Source organism: Agrobacterium vitis, from assembly GCF_037039395.1.
Classification (GTDB): Bacteria; Pseudomonadota; Alphaproteobacteria; order Rhizobiales; family Rhizobiaceae; genus Allorhizobium; species Allorhizobium vitis_E.
Map to the genome: position 1 here is coordinate 858,111 of NZ_CP146242.1, position 22,063 is coordinate 880,173.

20 protein-coding genes and 1 pseudogene are annotated in these 22,063 nt (G+C 58.5%); 5 read left to right on the top strand and 16 right to left on the bottom strand.

The window, feature by feature from the left end:
• Window positions 1-20 precede the first annotated feature (20 nt).
• The 5 genes and pseudogenes from V6582_RS06715 to V6582_RS06735 all read right to left on the bottom strand — a co-directional run bounded on the left by V6582_RS06715 (window position 21) and on the right by V6582_RS06735 (window position 5,008).
• On the bottom strand, window positions 21-698 hold the full coding sequence (locus V6582_RS06715) for a TOBE domain-containing protein (RefSeq protein ID WP_349508936.1): 678 nt from the start codon (window positions 696-698) through the stop codon (window positions 21-23).
• Window positions 699-1,114 (bottom strand): annotated as a pseudogene (locus tag V6582_RS06720) (ATP-binding cassette domain-containing protein); the annotation flags it as partial. It abuts the gene before it with no gap.
• The gene (gene modB, locus V6582_RS06725; RefSeq protein ID WP_156632931.1) at window positions 1,114-1,809 is read right to left on the bottom strand and encodes a molybdate ABC transporter permease subunit; all 696 of its coding nucleotides are present in this window, start codon (window positions 1,807-1,809) and stop codon (window positions 1,114-1,116) included. The pseudogene V6582_RS06720 and the gene modB, both read right to left, overlap by 1 nt.
• Window positions 1,810-1,840: 31 nt before the next feature.
• Window positions 1,841-2,638: a molybdate ABC transporter substrate-binding protein gene (gene modA / locus V6582_RS06730; protein WP_234889767.1), complete on the bottom strand. Its 798-nt coding sequence runs from the start codon at window positions 2,636-2,638 to the stop codon at window positions 1,841-1,843.
• A 186-nt stretch (window positions 2,639-2,824) separates the two neighbouring features.
• Window positions 2,825-5,008 (bottom strand): DUF1217 domain-containing protein, encoded by a 2,184-nt coding sequence (locus tag V6582_RS06735; RefSeq protein WP_156632933.1) that lies wholly within the window; start codon window positions 5,006-5,008, stop codon window positions 2,825-2,827.
• Window positions 5,009-5,601: 593 nt separating this feature from the next.
• Between V6582_RS06735 and V6582_RS06740 the strand changes: the two genes are divergently transcribed.
• Window positions 5,602-6,168: a DUF6101 family protein gene (locus V6582_RS06740; protein WP_060719132.1), complete on the top strand. Its 567-nt coding sequence runs from the start codon at window positions 5,602-5,604 to the stop codon at window positions 6,166-6,168.
• Window positions 6,169-6,289: 121 nt separating this feature from the next.
• Here V6582_RS06740 and dmeF read toward each other — a convergent pair whose 3' ends face one another.
• The 5 genes from dmeF to V6582_RS06765 all read right to left on the bottom strand — a co-directional run bounded on the left by dmeF (window position 6,290) and on the right by V6582_RS06765 (window position 12,522).
• On the bottom strand, window positions 6,290-7,345 hold the full coding sequence (dmeF, locus tag V6582_RS06745) for a CDF family Co(II)/Ni(II) efflux transporter DmeF (RefSeq protein WP_156632934.1): 1,056 nt from the start codon (window positions 7,343-7,345) through the stop codon (window positions 6,290-6,292).
• Window positions 7,342-7,617, bottom strand: a complete 276-nt coding sequence (locus V6582_RS06750) for a metal/formaldehyde-sensitive transcriptional repressor (protein ID WP_156632935.1) — start codon at window positions 7,615-7,617, stop codon at window positions 7,342-7,344. Before V6582_RS06750 ends, dmeF begins: the two co-directional genes overlap by 4 nt.
• Window positions 7,618-7,691: 74 nt before the next feature.
• Complete coding sequence (gene ubiA, locus V6582_RS06755) at window positions 7,692-8,645, bottom strand: 4-hydroxybenzoate octaprenyltransferase (protein WP_156632936.1); 954 nt, start codon at window positions 8,643-8,645, stop codon at window positions 7,692-7,694.
• 72 nt (window positions 8,646-8,717) lie between these two features.
• Entirely contained in the window at window positions 8,718-9,974 is a 1,257-nt protein-coding gene (locus V6582_RS06760; protein ID WP_156632937.1) for a class I SAM-dependent methyltransferase, read from the bottom strand.
• Window positions 9,975-10,209: 235 nt separating this feature from the next.
• A complete protein-coding gene (locus tag V6582_RS06765; RefSeq protein ID WP_156632938.1) occupies window positions 10,210-12,522 on the bottom strand; it encodes a Tex family protein in 2,313 nt (770 codons plus the stop codon).
• 231 nt (window positions 12,523-12,753) lie between these two features.
• On the opposite strand from V6582_RS06765, the gene V6582_RS06770 reads away from it, so the two are divergent.
• From V6582_RS06770 to V6582_RS06785, 4 genes are all read left to right on the top strand, one after another.
• The gene (locus V6582_RS06770; protein ID WP_197434437.1) at window positions 12,754-13,821 is read left to right on the top strand and encodes an acyltransferase family protein; all 1,068 of its coding nucleotides are present in this window, start codon (window positions 12,754-12,756) and stop codon (window positions 13,819-13,821) included.
• Window positions 13,822-13,874: 53 nt separating this feature from the next.
• Window positions 13,875-15,155 carry a phosphoribosylamine--glycine ligase gene (gene purD, locus V6582_RS06775; RefSeq protein WP_156632940.1) on the top strand — a complete coding sequence of 427 codons (1,281 nt, stop codon included), beginning with the start codon at window positions 13,875-13,877 and terminating at the stop codon, window positions 15,153-15,155.
• 111 nt (window positions 15,156-15,266) lie between these two features.
• The gene (locus V6582_RS06780) at window positions 15,267-15,686 is read left to right on the top strand and encodes a plant virulence effector HPE1-like domain-containing protein (RefSeq protein WP_156632941.1); all 420 of its coding nucleotides are present in this window, start codon (window positions 15,267-15,269) and stop codon (window positions 15,684-15,686) included.
• Window positions 15,687-15,890: 204 nt separating this feature from the next.
• Entirely contained in the window at window positions 15,891-17,723 is a 1,833-nt protein-coding gene (locus V6582_RS06785; protein ID WP_156632942.1) for a methyl-accepting chemotaxis protein, read from the top strand.
• A 53-nt stretch (window positions 17,724-17,776) separates the two neighbouring features.
• On the opposite strand, the gene V6582_RS06790 is transcribed toward V6582_RS06785, so the two are convergent.
• From V6582_RS06790 to V6582_RS06805, 6 genes are all read right to left on the bottom strand, one after another.
• The gene (locus V6582_RS06790; protein ID WP_156632943.1) at window positions 17,777-18,271 is read right to left on the bottom strand and encodes a DUF523 domain-containing protein; all 495 of its coding nucleotides are present in this window, start codon (window positions 18,269-18,271) and stop codon (window positions 17,777-17,779) included.
• A gap of 116 nt (window positions 18,272-18,387) precedes the next feature.
• A complete protein-coding gene (locus V6582_RS27520) occupies window positions 18,388-18,732 on the bottom strand; it encodes a type II toxin-antitoxin system RelE/ParE family toxin (RefSeq protein WP_156632944.1) in 345 nt (114 codons plus the stop codon).
• Complete coding sequence (locus tag V6582_RS27525; protein ID WP_420360206.1) at window positions 18,620-18,868, bottom strand: type II toxin-antitoxin system RelE/ParE family toxin; 249 nt, start codon at window positions 18,866-18,868, stop codon at window positions 18,620-18,622. Before V6582_RS27525 ends, V6582_RS27520 begins: the two co-directional genes overlap by 113 nt.
• Window positions 18,795-19,034 (bottom strand): type II toxin-antitoxin system ParD family antitoxin, encoded by a 240-nt coding sequence (locus V6582_RS06795; protein WP_156632945.1) that lies wholly within the window; start codon window positions 19,032-19,034, stop codon window positions 18,795-18,797. The genes V6582_RS27525 and V6582_RS06795 overlap by 74 nt, the downstream gene beginning before the upstream one ends.
• 130 nt (window positions 19,035-19,164) lie before the next feature.
• Window positions 19,165-21,582, bottom strand: a complete 2,418-nt coding sequence (gene glyS, locus V6582_RS06800; RefSeq protein ID WP_156632946.1) for a glycine--tRNA ligase subunit beta — start codon at window positions 21,580-21,582, stop codon at window positions 19,165-19,167.
• Between the two features lie 117 nt (window positions 21,583-21,699).
• Window positions 21,700-22,029 carry a TM2 domain-containing protein gene (locus V6582_RS06805; RefSeq protein WP_060719143.1) on the bottom strand — a complete coding sequence of 110 codons (330 nt, stop codon included), beginning with the start codon at window positions 22,027-22,029 and terminating at the stop codon, window positions 21,700-21,702.
• Window positions 22,030-22,063 lie beyond the last annotated feature (34 nt).

Here is a 22,063-nt window from a genome sequence, read left to right on the forward strand (position 1 = left end):
CCTCATACGAAGGCCCTGGTTCAGCCCAAAGGATCCGTCCGTATCCGATAAACACCTCCCGCCTCTACCGAGACCGCCTTGAACAGCACCGAAACCGGCTTGCCAAGCGCCAGATCCAGGGCGGCCAGCGAGCGACGAGTAATTTCGGCGTCGATGACCTGACCGGAGCAATCGACCCTGACGACGATGCCGGGGCCTGTTTCGAAAATAGCTGTCACCTTGCCTGACAAACGGTTGAGGGTGGAAAGCTGACCCGTATCCCCTGTCGCCAGCACCAGATCGCTGGCGGCGACGAACAGGCGGATCGGGGTGCCAATGGGTAGATCGGCATATTTCAGGTAGAGCAAACCCGCAGGGCTTGTCGCCAGCGTCAGGCCTTCTTCACGGGCGTGGCCGGTGACATGGGCATGCAGGAAGCTGCCGGGGCGGCTGTCGCCGAACCTTGGGAGATGAACCAAAGCCCCCTCGCCCGCGTCCACCCTTGTCGCACGGCCTTTGGTCATCGTGACCACCCGGCTGGCCAACCGGGTGACTTCCTCGACCGCATGGCTGACATAGAGGATTGGCACCCCCGCCTCATCACGAATCCGCTCGATATAGGGCAGGATCTGCGCCTTGAGGGCGCCATCCAGCGCCGATAGGGGTTCGTCCATCAACAGAAGCTTCGGGCTGGTCATCAGGGCGCGGGCAATGGCCACCCGCTGCTTTTCTCCCCCGACAGCCCATTAGGCGCACGGTCCAGCAGATCGGTGATCCCCAGCAGATCGCAGATCCGGGACAAGTCTTCCCGCCGCTCGGCTTTCGGGGTGAAATACCGGCCATAGGTGAGATTGGCCCGCACGCTCAGATGCGGGAAAAGCCGCGCCTCCTGGAAGACATAGCCGATCCGGCGGCGATGCGGCGGCAGGAAGACACCGCTCTGCGCATCGCTCCAAACCCTATCGTCGAAGGTGATCCTTCCCTGGTCAGGGCGGATCAACCCGGCCACCGCATTGATCATCGTGGTCTTGCCCGATCCGGACGGACCAAACAGCACCGTCAACCCCGGCCCCAGCTGAAGATCGGCTTCAAGATCAAACGTTCCCTGGCGGTGGTGGATATCGATTTCCAACATCAGCCCGCCATCCGCACGGTCAGCCGCCGGGTCAGCAGCTCGGATGCGAGCAGCGCCAGCAGCGAAAGAACGACGGAAACCAGCGTCAGCCGCAACGCGCCGGCATCGCCGCCCGGCACCTGGGTATAGGTGTAGATGGCGGCGGACAGGGTCTGGGTTTCGCCGGGTATATTCGACACGAAGGTAATCGTCGCGCCAAACTCACCCATCGCCTTGGCAAAGGCCAGCACCGCACCGGCTGCGATGCCAGGCAGGATTAGCGGCAGGGTAACGGTGAAGAACACCATGATCGGCGATGCGCCGAGCGTCGCCGCTGCCGTTTCCAGCTTGCGGTCCACCCCGTCCAGCGACAGGCGGATGGCGCGCACCATCAAGGGAAAGCCCATGATGCCGGAGGCGAGCGCCGCCCCCGTCCAACGGAAGGAAAACACCAGGCCGAACCATTGATCCAGAAAGGCACCCACCGCACCACGCCGCCCGAAGGTGATCAGCAGCAGATAGCCAGTCACGACCGGCGGCAGGATCAACGGCAGATGCACCAGCCCGTCCAGCAGGCTGCGGCCCAGAAAGGAGGTTCGCGACAGCAACCAGGCCATACCGACGCCAAGCGGCAGCGAGACGGCAACAGCCGTCAGCGCCACTTTCAGGCTGAGCAGGATCGCGGTGATTTCGTCAGCGGAGAGCGCGTCGATCATGGCTCAACGGGCCACAGGTCGACGGGTTTTGTCAATTGGTCTTCGCCAACACCGTAAACCCGGCAGTCCTGAACACATCCGCAGCTTTCCGTTGTTGCAGATAGGCCAGAAAAGCCTTGGCATCGGGATTGGTGGAGGCCTTCAGCACCGCTGCCGGATAGACGATGGCCGGATGGGAATTTTCGGGGAACCGGTCAAGGATTTTCACGCCTGGATCAACCTTGGCATCGGTTTCATAGACGATGCCGAACGGTGCTTCCTGACGCGACACCAGCAGCAGTGCGGCGCGGACATTGTCCGCCTGCGCAACCTTGTCCTTGACACTCGCCCACACCCCGAGATTTTCCAGCGCTGCCTTGCCGTAGACACCGGCGGGCACCGAGGAAACATTGCCCATAGCCAGCCGCTCATCCCCCAGAAGCCCGGCCAGATCGAAACCAGAGGCGATTTTTGTCGTGATCGTCGACGAAGACGCCGTCACCAGCACGATCCGGTTGCCCAAGAGGTTGACGCGGCTGCCCGGCACGAGTTCGCCACCCTTGTCGAGATGGTCCATCCAGTTGAGGTCGGCGGAGACGAACAGGTCGGCGGGAGCGCCCTCATCGATCTGTTTTGCCAGCGCCGAGGAGGCGGCAAAGGACAGCTTGACCTCCCGGCCGGTCTCAGCCTTCCATTCGTCGGCAATCTTGCTCATGGTTTCCTTCAGGCTGGCGGCGGCAAAGACCGTCAGGCTCTGGTCGGCGGCAAAGGCCTGAGGGGCGACGAAGAGGATCAAAGCCGTCAAGACCGCCAGCAGCCGTTCCATGCTTGTCGCTCTGGCTTTAGCCATCATTTTCCAACCTGCCTTCATCCCGTATTCCCTTAGGTTCGATATATTCTACGGGATATATCGCCTCCACCAGGCAGGAGCAAGCGGCAAGCAGCGCGATGACGACGCCACCACGATTTATTCCAGGTCTCGAAGATCTTCATGGACCCTCGACTTGACGGAATTATACGACAGATAGAACAGTCTTTACAGACTGTTGACGGATTCGAGCAGGCTGGCGCTGATACCGCTGGTCGAAGAGCTGCCCCCCAGAATGGTCAGCGCGGCATTGGCCGAGGAGCCGGTATTGTTGTCAAGGTCGTACATGGCCGTAAAACGTTGCAGGAATTTCTTCTGCTTGTCAGGATCGCTTAGATCCTTCAGGTCCATTTTCTTCTCAATGACCTTTTTCTGCTGCTCGATATCCATATTGCTCATGTCGCTGGGCAGACTGTAGGCGGTGCGGAACACTTCCAGCAGCGCCGTATCGCCGAGAATGTCATAGGCCGAGGTAATGGTCGACGACATGCGATCCCAGTAAAGGGCAAGGCGCACACCCTGATCGCTTTCGCCCTGTTCGTTTTCCAGGGTCTGATGCAGATAGAGATTTTCAGTGTTAAAGGTCTCACTGCGGTTCTGCACGCCATCGGCATTTTCCTTGGAAATCTTGCCGCTACTGTCGAAATTATAGGAGGCGACGAATTTCGCATATCCTTCGTCGGCTTGGGTATTGGCAAAGCTTTTCGGATCGGTGAGATCAGACGAAAATAGCTGCTTGAGCATATCGTCGCTGACATCTTTCGGGTTCAGCCCCTCCGCCGTCAGAGCAAAATCCACCAGCTTGCGATCCTTGAGCAGATCCGTAACGGATGACACCTTGACGATATTCTCCTGGTAATATTTGGAATCCTCCTCCGCTGCGGTCTTGGCGTCGGTCTTTTCCTTGCCGTCCAGAAAGCGGGTTTTCTGGACAATATAGTCCTTGGCCACCTCGGTAATGGTGCGCTCCGATTGGGCCAGAAGCGGCACGTCAGCGGTCCCATCCTCCTTGAAATTGAAGGCGGAAGCCAGGCTGATCAACCGCTCGTCCCGGGTCTTGTTGGCATAGCTCTTGGGATCGTTCATATCGCTGGTCAGAACCTTTTTCAGGTCCGCCTTGGAAAATTCGTCGGTCTCGATGCCGTAGGCCTTCATGACCATATTGTAGATTTTCTCATTGCCGAGCAGGTCATCAACCTTGGTAATGGATTTCATCTGAGTGGAATAATAGGTGGTTAGGGTGCTGAGATCCGCCTGGTCCTGATCATCGTAATTGGTCATATAGCCGGTGGCGGTCTGGGCGAGCTGGGTCTCGCTCTGGGCATTTCCAGCCGTGGCATTGCCGCTGGTGTCGAAGTTAAACATCGCGGCGACCTTCGCATACTCTCCCTTCACCTTGCCCTGGGTATTGGCATAGCTGTTGGCGTCGTTGAGATCGCTGGTGACGATATTCTCGAAGGTGGATTTCAGCGTGTTCTTGTCCATGCCCAGCGCCGTCTTCACATAGCTGAACAGCCGCGAATCCCCCGTGATGTCCGAGGCCTTGGTGACGGTGGCGATCTTTTCCTTGTAGTAAGCGGCTTCGCGCTCGGCCTGGTAGGCGGTCTCGGTGCTGGGAACCTCCTCCAGATAAAGATCTTCCATCGCCGTTTTCTGATCGGAGGTCTGGGCCGTGGCATTTTTCAGCGAACCGTCGGTATTGAAGGAAAATGCTTTGGCGATATTCAGGTAATCCGACTTGTTGGTGGTCAGCGTATTGACGTAACTGGTACTGTCGTTGACATCGCTGGTCAGGACCTTTTTCAAATGGTCGGTGGAATAATATTTGGTGTCGAGCCCATAGGATTCGAGAACGAATTTGGTCAGGCGGCTGTTCTTCAAGAGGTCATCGACATTGGTGACCTTGTCGATAGCGGAATCGTAATATTGCACCTCTTCCTCGGCATCGTCGCCTTCGGTAACAAGCGATTGCTTGTAAAGGCCAATCACATCCTCTTCCTGCTTGTCGGTCTGGATATCAGCGGTTTCGGCGGAAAAATTGAAGGACCGGGCGAAATCGCGGTAACGGTCGTCGGCCAATTTATTGGCATAGCTGTTTTCGTCTGACAGATCGCTTTCCAGCACCTTTTTCATGAAGGCCTTGGCATAGGTCATGTCTTCCAGGCCGTTGGCCTTCATCGTATATTGGTAGAGCCGGTCGTCGTTCATGAAGTCGTCGACGGTTTTGACCTTGCCGATATTCTCCTGGTAATATTTCTGCTCGCGGGCCACCTCAGGCTCCTGAGACACACGCTTCAGGCTCGCTTTCATATCGCGATTGACAAGATCATAACCGATATAAGTAGACACCATGGCACTGCGTTCCTCGATAAGCTCCAAAAGCGTCGCCCGCCACGTCCCTGGCTGCAACGCCCTCAATCACTGCATAACCCTGCCCCTGACCACCCCTGGCCGGTTGCGTCATGCGGATGTCGGGTAACCCATCATGGCCTACCTGCCTTGCTCCTGGCTTTTGCCGCAAGGCAGAATGGCGTCAAGCAAGAGATACTCACAAGCCCGGCGCCCGCCGCATTCCATTCGCGGCATTCAAACTACAACCTGCCAAACACAACCCAAAAGCAATTTTCTGGCAGTTCTACACGTATTGCAACATTCACCGATCATACCAATAAAGGTTGGTGACCGATGCAGGTTGCCGTAGCATTATCATCCAAACATAGTAGAATACTCTTAACTAATGCTTCACAATTTTACAAAAGCCGTTCACCAAATCGAAACCGTTAGCGCTGGCAATTCGATAACCATCTGGAACGGCAAAGTTTTCTTAACCGCGATTTTTAAGCGGTCCGGAACCCGGCAAGGCTATCTTTGGCCTCAGAGGACGAAAAGTCCCAGTGAAAAGAGCAGATGCAATAACGGCTCTCAGGTAAAACAAGGGTAGTAAGATGACGAACACGGTTATGAAGCCCGTCTGGGCCGGAGCAACGTTTCGACTGGAACCATCACGGTTTCCGCAACATGTGACTTATACGTTGCGCGATGCTTCCGGAAATGTCTCCGTTACACTCGACGAGCGCGGTGCCGTGCTGCGCAAGATCCTGCCGGCCAGTGGCCTGCCAATGTCCTTTGCCCTTCCAGCCCGGGCTTTCAAGGGGATCGCCGCCCGTGCCATCGACCATGGCAATGGCGAAGTGACCGTGACGCTGGAACTGCATCACGCCGATCCGGACCTGTGCATTCCGCTGCTGGTTGCCCATGATCTCTGCGATATTGCCGCCGACTGGCGCAGCTGGGCTGAAACCTTCCGCATTCCGATGCTGATGGTCGAGGCCGATGGCGTTGCCCGCCCGCTGGAAGAGCATCTGGGCGAATTGCGCGCCGAACCGCCGCGCAGCCGCCGCCGCCATTCCTATTTTGCAGAGCGCCGCCCGCGCTTCCTGGTCCGCCGTACCACTGGTTCGCTGGGCGTTGCGATGAAAATTTCCGGCAAGGAAATCATTGCCCGCCGTTAATAGAGCGGTTGCCGATACCTGAATATTTTAACATGGCTCGCCGGAAAAGGCGGGCCATGTTTCATTTCGGGGCGCCGCACCCCGGAAAAATTCCTCCACCACATCTGTGTGTTGGCGGGGACTATGCCGCCTCGGCGCGCTCAACCTCGACAGTCACATGCGACAAAGCGGCAATCTGGGACAATTTTTCGCGGTACCAGGCGGGAGATTGCGGCTCGCGCGCCACCAGCGAAACGATGGCGCCGTGATGACCGGGGCCCAATTGCCAGACATGGAGATCGGCAATATCGGCCCCTTCCGCTTCGATCACCCGGCGGATAGTGCCGGAGAGATCTTCGCCATCCGAGACATGATCGAGCAGAACCATGCCGCTATCGCGCATCAGGCCGAAGGCCCAGCTACCAATGACCACCGCGCCTGCGATGCCGATCAACGGATCGAGCCAGAGCCAGCCGAAAAGACTGCCGAGCAGCAAGGCCGCAATCGCCATGACAGATGTAAGCGCATCCGCCAGCACATGGATATAGGCGGCGCGCAAGTTGCGGTCTCTGCCGCCATGGTTGCTGGACGCTTCCGAATGGGCGTGATGGCCGTGTTCGTGATGCCCATGGTCGTGACCATGATGATGGTCTTCCTGAAGCAGCAAGGCGCAAACGAGATTAACGGCCAGGCCGATAATAGCGATGACGATGGCCTCACTGAAGTTGATGGCGACCGGCTGAAACACCCGCCAGAGGCTTTCCCAGGCGATGATAACAGCCACGAGGCCGAGAAAAATCGCACTGGAAAAGGCGGCCAGATCGCCGAATTTGCCGGTTCCGAAGGTAAAACCACTATTATCCGCATGGCGCCGCGCCAGGCTATAGGCCATCGCCGCAACAAAAATCGCCCCGGCATGGGTGGCCATATGCCAACCATCCGCCGTCAGCGCCATGGAGCCGAACAAATTGCCCGCGACGATTTCCACCACCATCATCACCGTGGTGACGCCGATCACCGCCCAGGTGCGGCGCTCATTGCGCTGATGGTTTGGGCCTAAGAAGACATGGCTGTGGCGATTGCCCGGCTGATGCTGGTGCGGATGCGGATGAACATGCCCCCCTTGCCCATGGGGATGGTGGCCATGAGGGGGATGCTGATGAGAATCGTGGCTGTGAGACGTTGGGTCCTGGGTCATTTCAGGTAGCTCCTGATCACGTCGATGAGTTCGTCGGCGCCTTGATGACGCTCTGAGGCGCCGAGATTTTCGGCAACGATATGCTCGCGGATATGCTCTTCGACCAATTCGGTCATTAGCCCGGTCAGGGCTCCCCGCACAGAGGCCGTCAGGTTCATGATATCGCCGCATGGCTTTTCAGCCAGAAGCGCGGTTTCGATGGCCTCCATCTGTCCCTTCATCCGGCGGACGCGGGCGAGAAGCTTGGCCTGGTGTTTGATCGTGTGGCTCATAACATAGGGGGGTACCCTATTTTGGAGGTAAATACAAGAGGTCTCTTATATTCTCCAGCCGTCGGGCCGAGTGATCAGGCGAAGGGAATAGCAGCAACCAGACCGATAAACAGGATCAGACCAACCTTGCCATTCAGCTTGAACAGCGCATGGCATTGCAGTGGATTATGGATATCCAGCACCTTGATCTGGTAGCCGAGCAGAACCAGCGCCACCAACAGTCCGAGATAGGCGGGGAAACCGGCTCCAGCCAACAGAAATGCCACGGCCAGCAACAAGCCCATCGCGCCGTAAAATCCGGTGAGCCAGATCTTGGTGTCCTCGGCAAACAGCCTTGCGGTGGAGCGCACGCCGATCAGGGCGTCATCCTCCTTGTCCTGATGGGCATAGATCGTGTCATAGCCGATGGTCCAGACCACGGCGGCGACATAGAGCAGCACGGCGGCCAAAGACAGCGACCCCGTCAGCCCGGCCCAGCCCATCAGCCCGCCCCAGGAAAACGCCAGACCAAGGAAAAACTGCGGCCAATCGGTAAACCGCTTGGCAAAGGGATAGATCACCACGATGGCCAGCGACGCCAGGCCAAGCAGGATGGAAAACCCGTTAAAACAAAACAGAACGGCGGCCCCTACCACCAACTGCGCGACAATGAACAGCTTGGCTTGGCTCCGCGTTACCCGCCCGGAGGGCAAGGGGCGCGAGCGGGTGCGGGCAACCTCCATATCGATTTTCTCATCGACCAGATCATTATAGGTGCAGCCGGCACCGCGCATGGCGACGGCGCCGATGAAAAACAGCAGGAGGTGGGCGATGAAGGTAAAGACCGGCAGCGCGCCGCTGGATGCCAGAAAATTGGCGGCCAGCGCCGAGGACCAGAAGCACGGCCACATCAGCAATTCCCAGCCGATCGGCCGGTCCCAGCGGGCCAGCTGCGCATAGGGCCAAACCGCCCGTGGCAACAGGCGGTAGACCCAATTATCGGAAAGCGCGTCCTGGACGCGGGCGGTGGTGTCGCTGGCGGTGTTCATGATCGAAGTGATAGCTCAAATCCGCGCCCAAGAAAACTATCCTTAAGCCTTGGCCAACAGACACCTTGACGTTCAGAACAGCACCTTTTCCAAGGGCGCACGCAACGCTTCGGCTGCCTTCAGCGTCTCTTCACGTGCGGCGATGTAATCGCGATTGTCGGGCACGCTCATCCGCTTCTTGGTGATTTGCAGCTGGAAAATGAAGAAATCTTCATGGGTGAAGGCCATTTCGGACCCTGCGAGGTAAAACTCCCACATCCGCACGAAGCGTTCGTCATAAAGCCGCGCCGCCTCTTCACGGCGCGCCATGAAACGGTTTCGCCAATGGCGCAGCGTATGGGCGTAATGCATCGGCAGAATTTCGCAATCGGCAACCAGCAGACCGGATTTTTCGATGGCTGGCAGGACCTCGGCAAGCGACGGGATATAGCCGCCGGGGAAGATATATTTCTCGAAAAACGGATTGTTGTAGAGCGCCGGATACGGCTGGCCGATGGAATGCAGGATCATCACCCCATCATCCTGCATCAGCTCATGCACCTTGCGGAAATAATGCAGGTAGTGGGTTGGGCCGACATGCTCGAACATGCCGACCGACACCAGCCGATCAAAAGGCCGGGCCTTCAGTGTGCGGTAATCCTGCAAGTCGAACCGCAGCCTTTCGTCGAGACCGCGTTTGCGCGCCCGTTCGCGCGATACCTTCAACTGTTCTTCGCTGAGCGTGATACCGCTAACATCGACCCCGCAGGTTTCAGCCAGATAGATCCCCATGCCGCCCCAGCCGGAGCCGATTTCCAGCACCCGCTGGCCCGGCTCGGCCATCAGCTTTGCGGCGATGTGGCGCTTTTTCGCCAATTGCGCCTCTTCCAGCGAAATGCCCGGCGGATTGAAATAGGCGCAGGAATATTGCCAGTCCTCGTCCAGAAACAGGTCGAACAGCTTGGCGCTGAGATCGTAATGATGGGCGACATTGCGCTGGTTGCGGTTAACAGGCAACGCGCCCCGCACTTTCGCCGCCACCACCCGCAGCAGCCCGCGCCAGACCATCGGAAAGGTCAGGTCGGACACCAGCGTATTGGTCTTCACCAGTGCCAGCAGGTCGTAGATATCGCCTTTTTCGAAGGCCATCCGGCCCTGCATGTAGATCTCGCCCAGCTTTAGCTGCGCGTCGCAATAGATCTCGTCTTCCGCTTCGTCATCGAAGAAATGGATCGCAATCGGCGGTCCTGAACCATCACCGAAACGCTGCATCTGGCCATCGGCCCCGATGACCTCCAGCGTGCCTTTTCGGATGATCCTCATCAACATACCACGAAGAGACGATGCCATTGACACCTCCTGAAAGGAAAGAGATTGCCTGTCCGCTGATTGCAACCCTATCCTCTCTCGTGGCGCTGACAAGTATGCTTTTGTCACATAATTTTCAAAAATCCATGGAACTTTTCGGAAAAGCAAAACACGCGCTCACCTCAGGGTGTGCGCGTGTTTTTTGTTCCCGCAGTGGTTTATGGTGCATCGGACCGGAAAAACGGACACCGGTTTTCGGTCCGATGCTGATGACGGGTTATTTCTTGCGCATCGCCTCGGCAAGGGCCGCTCCCAGACCACCCATCGCGGGCTTTTCATCGCGGACCGGTTTCGGGTTGGCATTGCGCATCACCGCCGGGCCGCGATTGTCGCGGGCTGACGGTGGCGGGGCTTCGCCACCATCCTTGCGCATGGTCAGCGCAATGCGCTTGCGCTTCACGTCCACCTCGACCACGCGGACCTTGACCACATCACCGGCCTTGACCACCTCATGCGGGTCTTTGACGAATTTGTCGGCCAGTTGCGAGACATGCACCAACCCATCCTGGTGCACGCCAATATCGACAAAGGCACCGAAGGCCGCGACATTGGTAACCGTGCCTTCCAGCAACATGCCGGGCTTCAGGTCGGTGATTTCTTCCACACCATCGGCAAAGGTGGCAGTCTTGAAGCTCGGGCGCGGGTCGCGGCCCGGCTTTTCCAGCTCGGCCAGAATATCTTTCACAGTCGGCAGACCGAATTGCTCATCGACAAACTGGCGCGGGTCCAGCCCTTTCAACAGGCTGCTGTCGCCCATCAACGTGCGCAGATCCCGCCCGCAGGCCGCAACGATTTTCTTGGCGACCCCATAGGCTTCCGGGTGAACAGACGAAGCATCCAATGGCTCCTTCCCATCGGGAATGCGCAGAAATCCGGCGCATTGCTCGAAGGTGCGCGCACCGAGCCGCGCCACTTTCAACAGATCCTTGCGGCTGGAAAACGGACCGGTCTGGTCACGATGCGCGACAATTGCCTCGGCTATCGAGCCGCCCAGCCCCGATACCCGCGCCAGAAGCGGAGCCGATGCGGTGTTGAGATCGACGCCAACAGCATTCACCGCATCTTCCACCACGGCATCCAGCGAACGGCCTAGACGGCCCTGATCGACATCATGCTGATACTGGCCAACGCCGATGGATTTGGGATCGATCTTCACCAGTTCCGCCAATGGGTCCTGCAAACGGCGGGCAATGGACACCGCACCGCGCAAGGAAACATCGAGATTGGGGAATTCCTTGGCGGCCAGTTCCGACGCCGAATAGACCGAGGCGCCTGCTTCCGAGACGATGACCTTGGTGGGCTTCTTGCCGGTCGCGGGCAATTGCGCCAGCATATCGGCCACCAGCTTTTCCGTCTCACGGCTGCCGGTGCCATTGCCGATCGAGATCAGATCGACGCCATGCTTGCGGATCAGCCCCGCCAGCTCGGCCTGCGTGCCGCGAATGTCGTTTTTCGGCGGGAAAGGATAGACCGTCGTGGTTTCCAGCACCTTGCCGGTGCCATCGACGACAGCCACTTTCACGCCGGTGCGAATGCCCGGATCAAGCCCCATGGTGGGGCGCGAACCGGCAGGGGCGGCCAACAGCAAATCCTTGAGATTGCGGGCAAAAACGTGGATTGCCTCTTCCTCGGCCCGCTCCCGCAGGTCGCGCATCAGGTCCAGTGACAAGGACATGGAGAGCTTCACCCGCCAGGTCCAGCCCGCCACCTCCATCAGCCATTGGTCGGCAGGGCCTTTCTGGCCAATCTGATAGGCTGACGCAATCATCCGGTGGGTCGGCTTGATCAGCGAGGTGTCGTCCTTGTCCGCCTCAATGGTCAGCGTCAAAATCTCTTCATTCCAGCCGCGCAGCATGGCGAGCGCCCGGTGGCCCGGCACCGTTGCCCAGCGCTCGAAATGGTCGAAATAATCAGCGAATTTCTCGCCAGACGCCTGTTTGCCATCGACCACCTTGGCATAGAGGATTGCCTTGTCTTTCAGGTAATTGCGCAGGCTTTTCAACAGGTCGGCATTTTCCGCCATGGCTTCGGCAATAATATCGCGGGCGCCTTCCAGGGCCGCTTTCACGTCGGCCACTTCGCCCTTCACATAGGCTTCTGCCAGCTTGGCCGGATCGCCGGTGCGGTCTTCCCAAATCGCATTGGCCAGCGGCTCCAATCCCTTTTCACGGGCGATTTCGGCGCGGGTGCGGCGCTTGGGCTTATAGGGCAGATAGATGTCTTCCAGCTCCGCCTTGGTGGTGGTGCGGGCAATCTTGATGGCCAGTTCATCGGTCATCTTGTCTTGTGACGTAATGCTATCGACAATCGCCTTGCGGCGCGCACCCAGCTCACGCAAGTAAGTCAGGCGCTCGGCCAGATTGCGCAATTGCGTATCATCAAGCCCGCCGGTCACTTCCTTGCGGTAGCGGGCGATGAAGGGAACCGTGGCGCCGCCATCCAGCAAATCCACTGCGGAGATCACCTGATCGGCTCGGGCATTGATCTCGCCCGCAATGAGTGCGGCAATGGATTTGATATCGTCGGCCATGAAACTTCCTTCTCGCTTGTGCGGCGCGACTGTAGCCAGCCAATTGGGCAACACAACAGCCAAGCAGCGCGACTCCACAGGAAAGCGGCCAGAAGATCAACCTGCGGGTTAACCATTGCACCAGGAAATCGCCAGCAGAACAAGGTTAACCATTTATGACCATTCACTTTTTCTACACTGCCCCTATAGTTCGAAATGGAGCAGGCACACCCTGCCAGGAACAGGTCAGCGATGAATAAAAGCCAATACATCCAAAGTCTTGACGGGTTGCGCGGCCTTGCCGCCTTTGCCGTGGTGCTCTCGCATATGCCCTTGCTGCTTGGCGTCAGCCTTCCGGCCCTGCTGGTCGGCGATCCCTCGGTGGCGCTGTTTTTTTCGCTCAGCGGCTTCCTGATGGCCCATCTTTATGGCGCAAAGCCTTTCACCCGCGCCAGTGTGGCCGATTATCTCGTGCATCGCTTCGTGCGGATCTATCCGGTCTATCTCGTCGCGGTGCTGCTGGTCATCCTGCTCTCGGCCATTCCTGTCTTGCACTATATCCAGCCGGTCACCAGTCTAGTGGAGATCGTCCGCCATATCGCCATGATCGGCTCCAGCGGCGTGTTCTGGTCGGTGCCACCGGAAATCCAGTTCTATCTGTTTTTCCTGCTGCTCTGGCTGTGCTTCGAAAATCCGGCCAAACGCCCCGGCCTTTGCGCGGCCATCGCTGGCGGATTCGCCATCGCCATGTATCTCGGCTTCCCCGGACCCGGCATCGTGCTGCTGTCGAAAATTCCCTATTTTCTATTCGGCGCTCTGGCAGGCAGAGTGTTTTTCGCTGGCTATTGCCGGCCAGCAACGGCGCTTTCCGGTCTCGTGGTCCTTGGGTTGATCGCCCTGTTCTTTCTCGGCCAAAGCTTTTATGCCGCCACCAATACTTTCTGGGGTACATCAACGGCGCTGATCGCCACCATCATCGTCTATCTCAGCGCCTGCGAAGCGCCGATCTCCAAGGCGCTGCTGGCCTCGGCTCCGCTGCGCTTTGCGGGACGGATCAGCTTTTCGCTCTATCTCTTCCACATGCCCGTCAGCTTCCTGACACTCACGGCGCTGCGCAGTGCGTTTGGCGCTGCCCTTCCCGGCTGGCTTGCCGCCCTTATCATGATTTTCGCCAGCCTCGGGATGGCAACGCTCAGCTATAGCCTCATCGAAAAACCGTCCCGCCGCTTCTTTCTTGGCCTGTGGAAGGCACGTTTACCGGTCTTGCCTTCCGCAACCGGCAAACCGGACATTCCCGCTGCCGCGCACCTTTCCTCTTGACCTTTTCGGCTGCCCGCCTTAACCGCCGGGCAGGTTTTCCAGAGGGCTTTGCCATGAATATTCTGCTGATCGGTTCGGGTGGACGTGAACACGCGCTGGCCTGGAAGCTTGCCCAATCGCCGCTGATCGGTGCGTTCTACGCTGCGCCCGGCAATCCGGGCATTGCCGAACATGCCGAACTGGTGGACATCAATATCGACGACCACAGCGCCGTCATCGCCTTCTGCAAGGCAAAGGCGGTGGATTTCGTGGTGGTCGGGCCGGAAGCGCCACTGGTTGCCGGGCTTTCCGATGCGCTGCGGGCTGCGGGCCTTACAGTTTTCGGTCCATCGGCCGCAGCCGCGCAGCTGGAAGGCTCCAAGGGTTTTACCAAGGATGTCTGCGCCCGCTTTAACATCCCGACCGGCGCTTACCAGCGTTTCAACAATGCGCCGAAAGCCAAGGCCTATGTGCGCCAGCAGGGCGCGCCGATCGTCATCAAGGCCGATGGCCTGGCGGCTGGCAAGGGCGTGACCGTGGCAATGACGCTGGACGAGGCGCTGTCGGCTATCGATGATTGTTTCGAAGGCGCCTTCGGGGCCGCCGGTGCCGAAGTGGTGGTGGAAGCCTATCTGGATGGTGAGGAAGCCAGCTTCTTCTGCCTGTGTGACGGCAAGACGTTGCTGCCGCTGGCCACCGCCCAGGACCATAAGCGGGTTGGCGATGGCGATACCGGCCCCAATACCGGGGGCATGGGTGCCTATTCCCCTGCCCCCGTGATGACGTCTGACATGGTGGAGCGCACCTTGCGCGAGATCATCGAGCCGACCATGCGCGGCATGGCGGAACTGGGCATGCCGTTTTCCGGTGTGTTCTTTGCGGGGTTGATGATCACCGAAAAAGGCCCCGAACTGATCGAATACAATGTCCGCTTTGGCGATCCGGAATGTCAGGTGCTGATGATGCGGCTGAAAAGCGATCTCCTGCCGCTGCTGCATGCCTGCGCATCCGGCACGCTGGACCAGGTTGCAGCCGAGTGGCACGATGACCCGGCGCTGACTGTGGTGCTGGCCTCCAAGGGTTATCCGGGCAGTTTCACCAGAAACACCCCCATCGCCGCCGTGCCTGCCGCAAGCGACGAGGCAAAGGTTTTCCATGCCGGCACCGCCCTGAAGGACGGTCAGTTGATTGCCACCGGCGGGCGCGTGCTGAACGTCACTGCCCGTGGCAAGACGGTGGCGCAAGCCCAGGCAAAGGCCTATGCGCTGGCCCGGCAGGTGGAATGGGACAATGGTTTCAGCCGCAGCGATATCGGCTGGCAGGCGATTGCCCGCGAAAAGCAATCGGAATCCTGATCCAAAACGAGCAATCGATAAAATTTGAACATTCCGGATTACGGCACGACAACATCCTTTGGCTAATCTCCCCCCAAGAATTTGAGGAGCCAGCCGTTGAGGAACCAGTCAATGCGTGTCGTGATCGCCACTCTTGCCACCCTGTTGCTGTCACAGATGGCGCAGGCCTCGTCCATCGAAATAATCGGTGGCGGCAACGTGGCAACGCCCAGCATTTCGGCTATGTCCTGCACAACCTGCCCGCCCAGCGCCCAGATAAAAGCGCCGGAACAGGCGCAGGAAACCCTAGCGGAAGGCACCCAGCGGATCGAGCTTCGCGACACCAACGGCCATAAACAGCTGCTGCGCACCGAAGCCTGGCTGGGCGGTTCGCCCGTCACTTACGTCCAGAAGGCGGATGGCTGGCTGGACCATGACAATCAACTGGTGGGGCTGGCCGGAGACGGGCTGGACACGGCAGCGACCACCGCCGCCGTCGGCGATGAGCATCGCCCTCTCGATGCTGCCAGCATGCAACTGCGCCTGAAATAATTCCGCCGCTGCCGGCCCCTTGGTGTCGATGAGGACGATCTGAGACTGTGGCATGCCCTTGCCGTTTGCGACATGTTGCAGACCCACAACTCAGACGACAATCATCGAGATAATACAGTCAATGACTGCCAAGCGACTGTCTTTATGCTTTTTTTAGCAAATGCCACTATACTCCTTGAAAATTGATCGAGGCTGAAGACACCTATGAAAAATCTCAGGATTTCGCTGCAACTGTTCCTGCTGGTTGGCGGATTGATGGCGGCTTTCGCAATCGCGACATTCTTCCAGATCCGCTCTTCGGAGCAAACCATCTATACCCAGCGCTATGAAATGCTGCGCACCGAGGTGGAAACCGCTATTTCGGTGATGAAGTTTTACAATGCCAAGGAAGTGGCGGGAAGCCTGTCGCGGGCCGATGCGCAAAAGCAGGCCTATGAGACGATCAACGCGCTGAAATTCGATCCCGACGGCTATTTCTTCGGCTACGACTACGATGTGAACATGCTGTTTCATCCCGATCCAAAGCGGGTCGGGCAGAATTTCAAGGGCAAGGCCGACAGCAAGGGCTTTGCCTATCGTGACGAACTGGTCAAGCTTGGCAAGGCTGGCGGTGGCCGCACCGATTTCTATGGCCCCAAGCCGGGTCAGGAAGGCAATGATTTCCGCAAGAGTTCCTACGCCAAGGCCTTCGAGCCCTGGGGCGTGGTCGTCGTGACCGGTCTTTACATGGACGATCTCGATGCTGAAGTGAATGCGGCGATATTCAAGGCCATTTCCACGGGCCTGATCGTCTTCGTCATCGGTCTTGCCGCCGCTTATGTGGTGATCCGTGGCATTTCGCGGCCGCTGACGGCCATTCACGATGCGCTGGGGGCTGTGGCCGATGAAAATGTCACCCTGGCCATTCCCCATACCAATATGAGCAATGAAGTTGGCATGATGGCAAAGGCGACCAAATCCTTGCAGGAAAAGGTGCGCGAACGCCATGCCATGGTGGCCCGCCAGGAGGAACAGCAGCGCGAACTGGACGAAGAGCGTCAGCGCAATGCCGACCGGCAGGCCGAAGAGGCCCGCGCCCAGGCACATGTGGTAGCGACCATCGGCGCCTCGCTGGAAAAGCTGGCAACCGGAGACTTGACCGTGCGCTGCGCCGATCTCGGTGCCAAATACGAGGATCTGCGCCATAATTTCAACGATGCCATGACCCGGCTGGAGCAGGCCATGGCCCGCGTCAACCTGAAGGGCAACGATATCAGCGTCAGCAAGGAAGAAATCCGCCGCGCCTCTGGCGAGCTTGCGACCCGCACCGAGCGCCAGGCCGCCAATCTGGAGGAAACCTCGGCAGCCTTGGACGAATTGACCGTGGCAATCCGCCAGACCGCCGATGGCGCCCGCGAGGCGGCAAGCCGGGTGAAATCGGTCAGCCGGGAAGCCCAGCAGAGCGACGGCATCGTCAGCCACGCCATCGAAGCGATGAGCGGTATCGAAAAATCCTCCGAGGAAATCACCAAGATCATCGGGGTGATCGACGAGATCGCCTTCCAGACCAACCTTCTCGCGCTCAATGCCGGTGTGGAAGCCGCGCGGGCCGGCGAAAGCGGCAAGGGGTTTGCAGTCGTCGCCCAGGAAGTGCGCGAGCTGGCACAACGCTCGGCGGCAGCCGCCAAGGAAATCAAGGCGCAGATCGCTCGCTCATCGGCCCAGGTCACGGAAGGCGTGCAGCTGGTGGGCCGCACCGGCGAAGCCCTGAAGCGGATCTCCAACCAGATCACCGAGGCCAACGAAGTGGTGGGGCGCATTGCCGCCAGCGCTCAGGAACAGGATACGACCCTGCGCTCGATCTCGTCCGCGCTGAACGTGCTCGACACCACGACCCAGCAGAATGCCGCCATGGCCGAGGAAACCACCGCCTCAGCCGAGATTCTCGCCAACGATACCGGCGACCTTCTGCACCTGATCCAGGGCTTTCGCGTTAACCAGCAGGCCGACGGCGCGGCTCTTGGTGGCATGGCCCAGCAGATGCGCCGGGCGGGCTGAAACAGATCACTCCCAAGACGAAAGCCGCCGGAGCAATCCGGCGGCTTTTTCTGTTAATCGTTGCTTGAAAGCGCTGCCTCAAGCGCGTCTATGTCCCTATCTGAAAACACCGCAACACCCGCCTGTTTCAACAGTGCCGCAGTCACGCCGAAGCCCGGATGGCGCTTTCCTGAAAACGAGCCGTCATAGATAAAGCCGGAGCCGCAGGACGGGCTGCCATCGATCAGCAGCGCGTAGCGACAACCCTGTTCCAGGGCCATATCCACCGCTTTGCGGCCACCGGCGATGAACTCTGTGGTGACATCGCCGCCGGTCACTTCCAGAACACGGGCGCGGCCATGCAACACATCCTCACCAGTGCCGCCCTGCTCTATTTCCGCTGGTGGACGCGGTGTCGGCAGGCCACCGGCCTGTTCCGGGCAAAACACCACCAGCCGCCCCTCGTCTTCCCAACGGGCAATAGCGGGATGATGCAGGGGCTTGCCCTTGCCATCATAGCGCACCGGGCGACCCATCAGACAGGCGCTGATCAGGATTTTATCGATCATGAGAGCATCGGACCGAAAAGTGGGACCCGGTTTTCGGATAAATCCGATGCGCAAACAAAAACTGAGAGCATCGTGCTGATTCCGGTTTTCTGCACCATGCTCTACTGCATAATTCTTTAAACCGGAATCGGTTTAAAGAGAAAATTATGCAGCAAATATAAAGCGCTACAGCGAACCTTTGTGCGCCATATATGGCGCACGGCGCTGTAGTCAAGCTGGCGTTCCACATCCATGTGTTCGTGAAGAACACGGATAATCTCGATGATGGCAAGGTCCAATTTTCGGTAGAAAACCAAGTGAACACCCACTCTACGCCGACGATAATCCTTTCTGATCCAGGATACATCCTCACCCACATTGGGGCTCACCGGCATTGGGGAACGCCGCGATCTCCTCAAACTTGTCGAAGAGTAGGTTGAGATAGCGCTCAGCCTGTTCATGTGACCAGCGTTCAATTCCATAGGACCAGATTTCACGAAGATCCTGCTCTGCCGCAGGGCGAAGCCGGTACTCACCCACTGGTTTAAAGGCCGCTGCGCAAATCGTTGATGAAGGATTGCCTGTCGATTTTGCGGGCAGGTCCGCTGTTTTCCCCATCTGCCAAAGCCTGACGGAGGGTGATCAGCTTACGCTGCTCTTGTTCCAGTAAACGCAAACCGGCTTCAACCACTTCACGTGGCGAACCGTAACGACCGCTTTCAACCTGCCGTTCGATGAAGGGAGCGAACTGGTCGCTGATCGCAATGTCTACCGGCTTCGCCATCCATCTGCCTCAGAACGCATGCGCCCAACACCAGCGCTACCAGATAAAGATAAGCCCATCGCGCATTTTGCGCAATGACAGCCGGGGCAGGCCAATATGCCCGACCCGACCATCGGATCATCCCGCGATCTTACCCAGCGATTTTGGAGAAATCTGCCACCGTGCCGGTTGCCTCGCGGATCGCTTTCAACAGCGCCAGGCGATTGGCGCGGATGGCGGCGTCATCGTCATTGACCAGCACATCCTCGAAGAAACGATCGACCGGGGCACGCAGGGTGGACAGTGCCTGCATGGCGGAGCGGAAATCTTCCTTAGCCACGGCCTCGGCTGCGGATTGGGTCGCCTGGGTGATGGCGGCATAAAGCGCCTTTTCAGCGTCGAGTTTCAGCAGCGCCTCGGACACGCCATCGGCCACCACCGTCCCCTTCTTTTCCTCCGCTGCCAGCAGCTGCGTGGCGCGCTTGGTGCCCGCCAACAGGTTCTTGCCGTCTTCGGAGGTGATGAAAGCCGTGAGTGCTTCGGCACGGCGGGCGACCATCAGCAGGTCGTCGGCGGCAGAGAAAGCCCCCTCACCCTGCTCTTTGACACCAACGAGTTTCTGAATAAAAGTTGCGCCCCGCGGCCCGGAGGGAACGGCAATTACGGCATCTACGATGTCATGACGTGCGCCCTGCTCTCGGAGGTAAACTTTCAGGCGCTCATGGAAAAAGGAGATGAGGGAAACTGAAATATCCCAAGCTAATGGCCCAGCTACCTCTCCAAGAGCTTGGAAACCAGATTCCCCGACCAGTTGATCGTATATATCTTGTCTAGCTGAATCAGAAAACAAACCTACAGCAGCCAAACTATCTGCGGCAGCGAGGTATTTTCCAGAGGACTGTATCTGTTTAGAAATAAAGAAATCAACTAACGGAGGCGCAAAGGCGCGAATGAGGGAAATCCGGATGCCCTTCTCCAACAAAATCCGCACCACACCCAACGCAGCCCGCCGCAATGCAAACGGGTCCTTCGACCCTGTCGGCTTCTCGTCAATCGCCCAGAATCCAACCAGCGTATCCAGCTTATCGGCCAGTGCCACCGTAATCGCCACCTTGTCTTCCGGCAGGCGATCCGATGGGCCTTGTGGCTTGTAATGATCCTCGATGGCTGCGGCGACGCTTTCGTGCTCACCCTGAAGCGTCGCATATTTGCGGCCCATCAAGCCTTGCAGTTCGGGGAATTCGCCGACCGCTTCGGTGCGCAGATCGGCCTTGGCCAGCACCACGGCGCGATCAACCAGTGCTTCGTCAGCACCCACAATCGGCGCCAGAACCTTGGCCAAAGCGCGGATGCGGGCGACCTGCTCGCCTTGGCTTCCGAGCTTGGCGTGGAAGGTCACATTCAGCGCATCCAGCTTGGCCATCCGCTGGTCGAGCGGTTTTTTCAGGTCGAGGCCGAATTTTGCGGCAGAGGCTTCAAGCGTTTGCAGATCCGGCAAATTGCCCTGGTCGCGCTTCCAGAAATGCAGGGCATCGGACAGGCGGGCGCGGACCACTTTACCATTGCCATGGATGATTTCCGCGCCGCCATCATGGGCGGCGATGTTGGAGATCAGGATGAAATGGTTGGAGAGCGCGTCACTCTCGCCAATTGGCCGGGTGACGAAGCATTTCTGGTTGGTCTTGATGGTCAACCGGATAATTTCCGAGGGGATCGACAGGTAATCGGCCTCAAACGTGCCGAGCAGGACTTGCGGATATTCCACCAGGCCGGACACTTCTTCCAGCAGGCCCTCATCTTCCACCAGGTCCAGCCCGTTGGCAAAGGCGATGTCGCGGGCGTCGTGCAGAATGATGTCCTTGCGCCGTTCGGCATCAAGGATCACCTTGGCCTTTTCGAGGCTCGACACATAATCGTCGAAGCGCCGCACGGTGATGGCATCCGGCGCATGAAAACGGTGGCCATAGGTGATGTTGGAGGCGGTGATCCCGTCGATGTCGAAGGGAATGATCGCCACTTCGTCATGCTCGGAGCCGAAAGTACAGAGGATGGATTGCAGCGGCCGCACCCAGCGCAGGCTTTCCGACCCCTTGCCCTCGATGCCGCCATAGCGTGAACCCTTCGGCATGGAAGCCGCACCTGATCGCATGGACTTCGGCCAGGGAAAGCTGCGGATAATGCCCGGCATCACCTCGGTGATGATCTCTTCCGCTGACCGGCCCGGCTTATCGATCATCGCGACATAGAAATCGCCCTTCTTGGGATCGGTCTTAACCACGGCCTGATCGATGGAGGCAAGCCCCGCGCCGCGCAGAAAGCCCTCAATGGCCTTTTCCGGCGCCGAGACGCTTGGTCCCTTGCGCTCTTCCTTGACATCGGCGGACCGGGCCGTCAGGCCGCGAATGTCCAGCACCAGCCGGCGCGGCGTCCAGTATTCCCGCGCACCTTCATAGGTCAGGCCCGCATCGACAAGTGCATCGGTGACCAGCTTTTTCAGATCACCCGCCGCCTTGCGCTGCATGCGGGCGGGGATTTCCTCGGAGCGAAGTTCAAGCAGAAGATCGGGCATGGGACTGACTTTACGGTTGGCTTTATCGTGAAGCGGACTTAGCAAGCCCGAAGCGAAAAGTCATCCATGCAATGGCGGCAAAATGCCATCTGACCGATGGCATTTTGCGCTTTCCCCCTAGTGAGCCGACAACAATGCTTGTTGAAGCAGATCGCTGCGCACCTTGTTTTTATGCTCCGCAACCATGCCCGGAATAAGGAATGCATCGATCAGCAACCATAGCCCAACGATTGCAAGCAAAATCAATCCCACGCCAACAACCGCAAGCAGCCAACCAGCAATAGTCATGAGCAGAATCGCAATCGCAGAACCCTTTCGACCAAGATAGAAGCGATGTCCACCGAGATAACCGACAAAGAACCAAAGCGCATAGCTTGCGCCCATCGACTTCGCTTCGTTGGTTACACGTTGTTCTATTAGAATTTGTTGTTCAGTTGATATAGCCATAAATGCCCCCAGGTTACCGAGGGAATTTATTGAA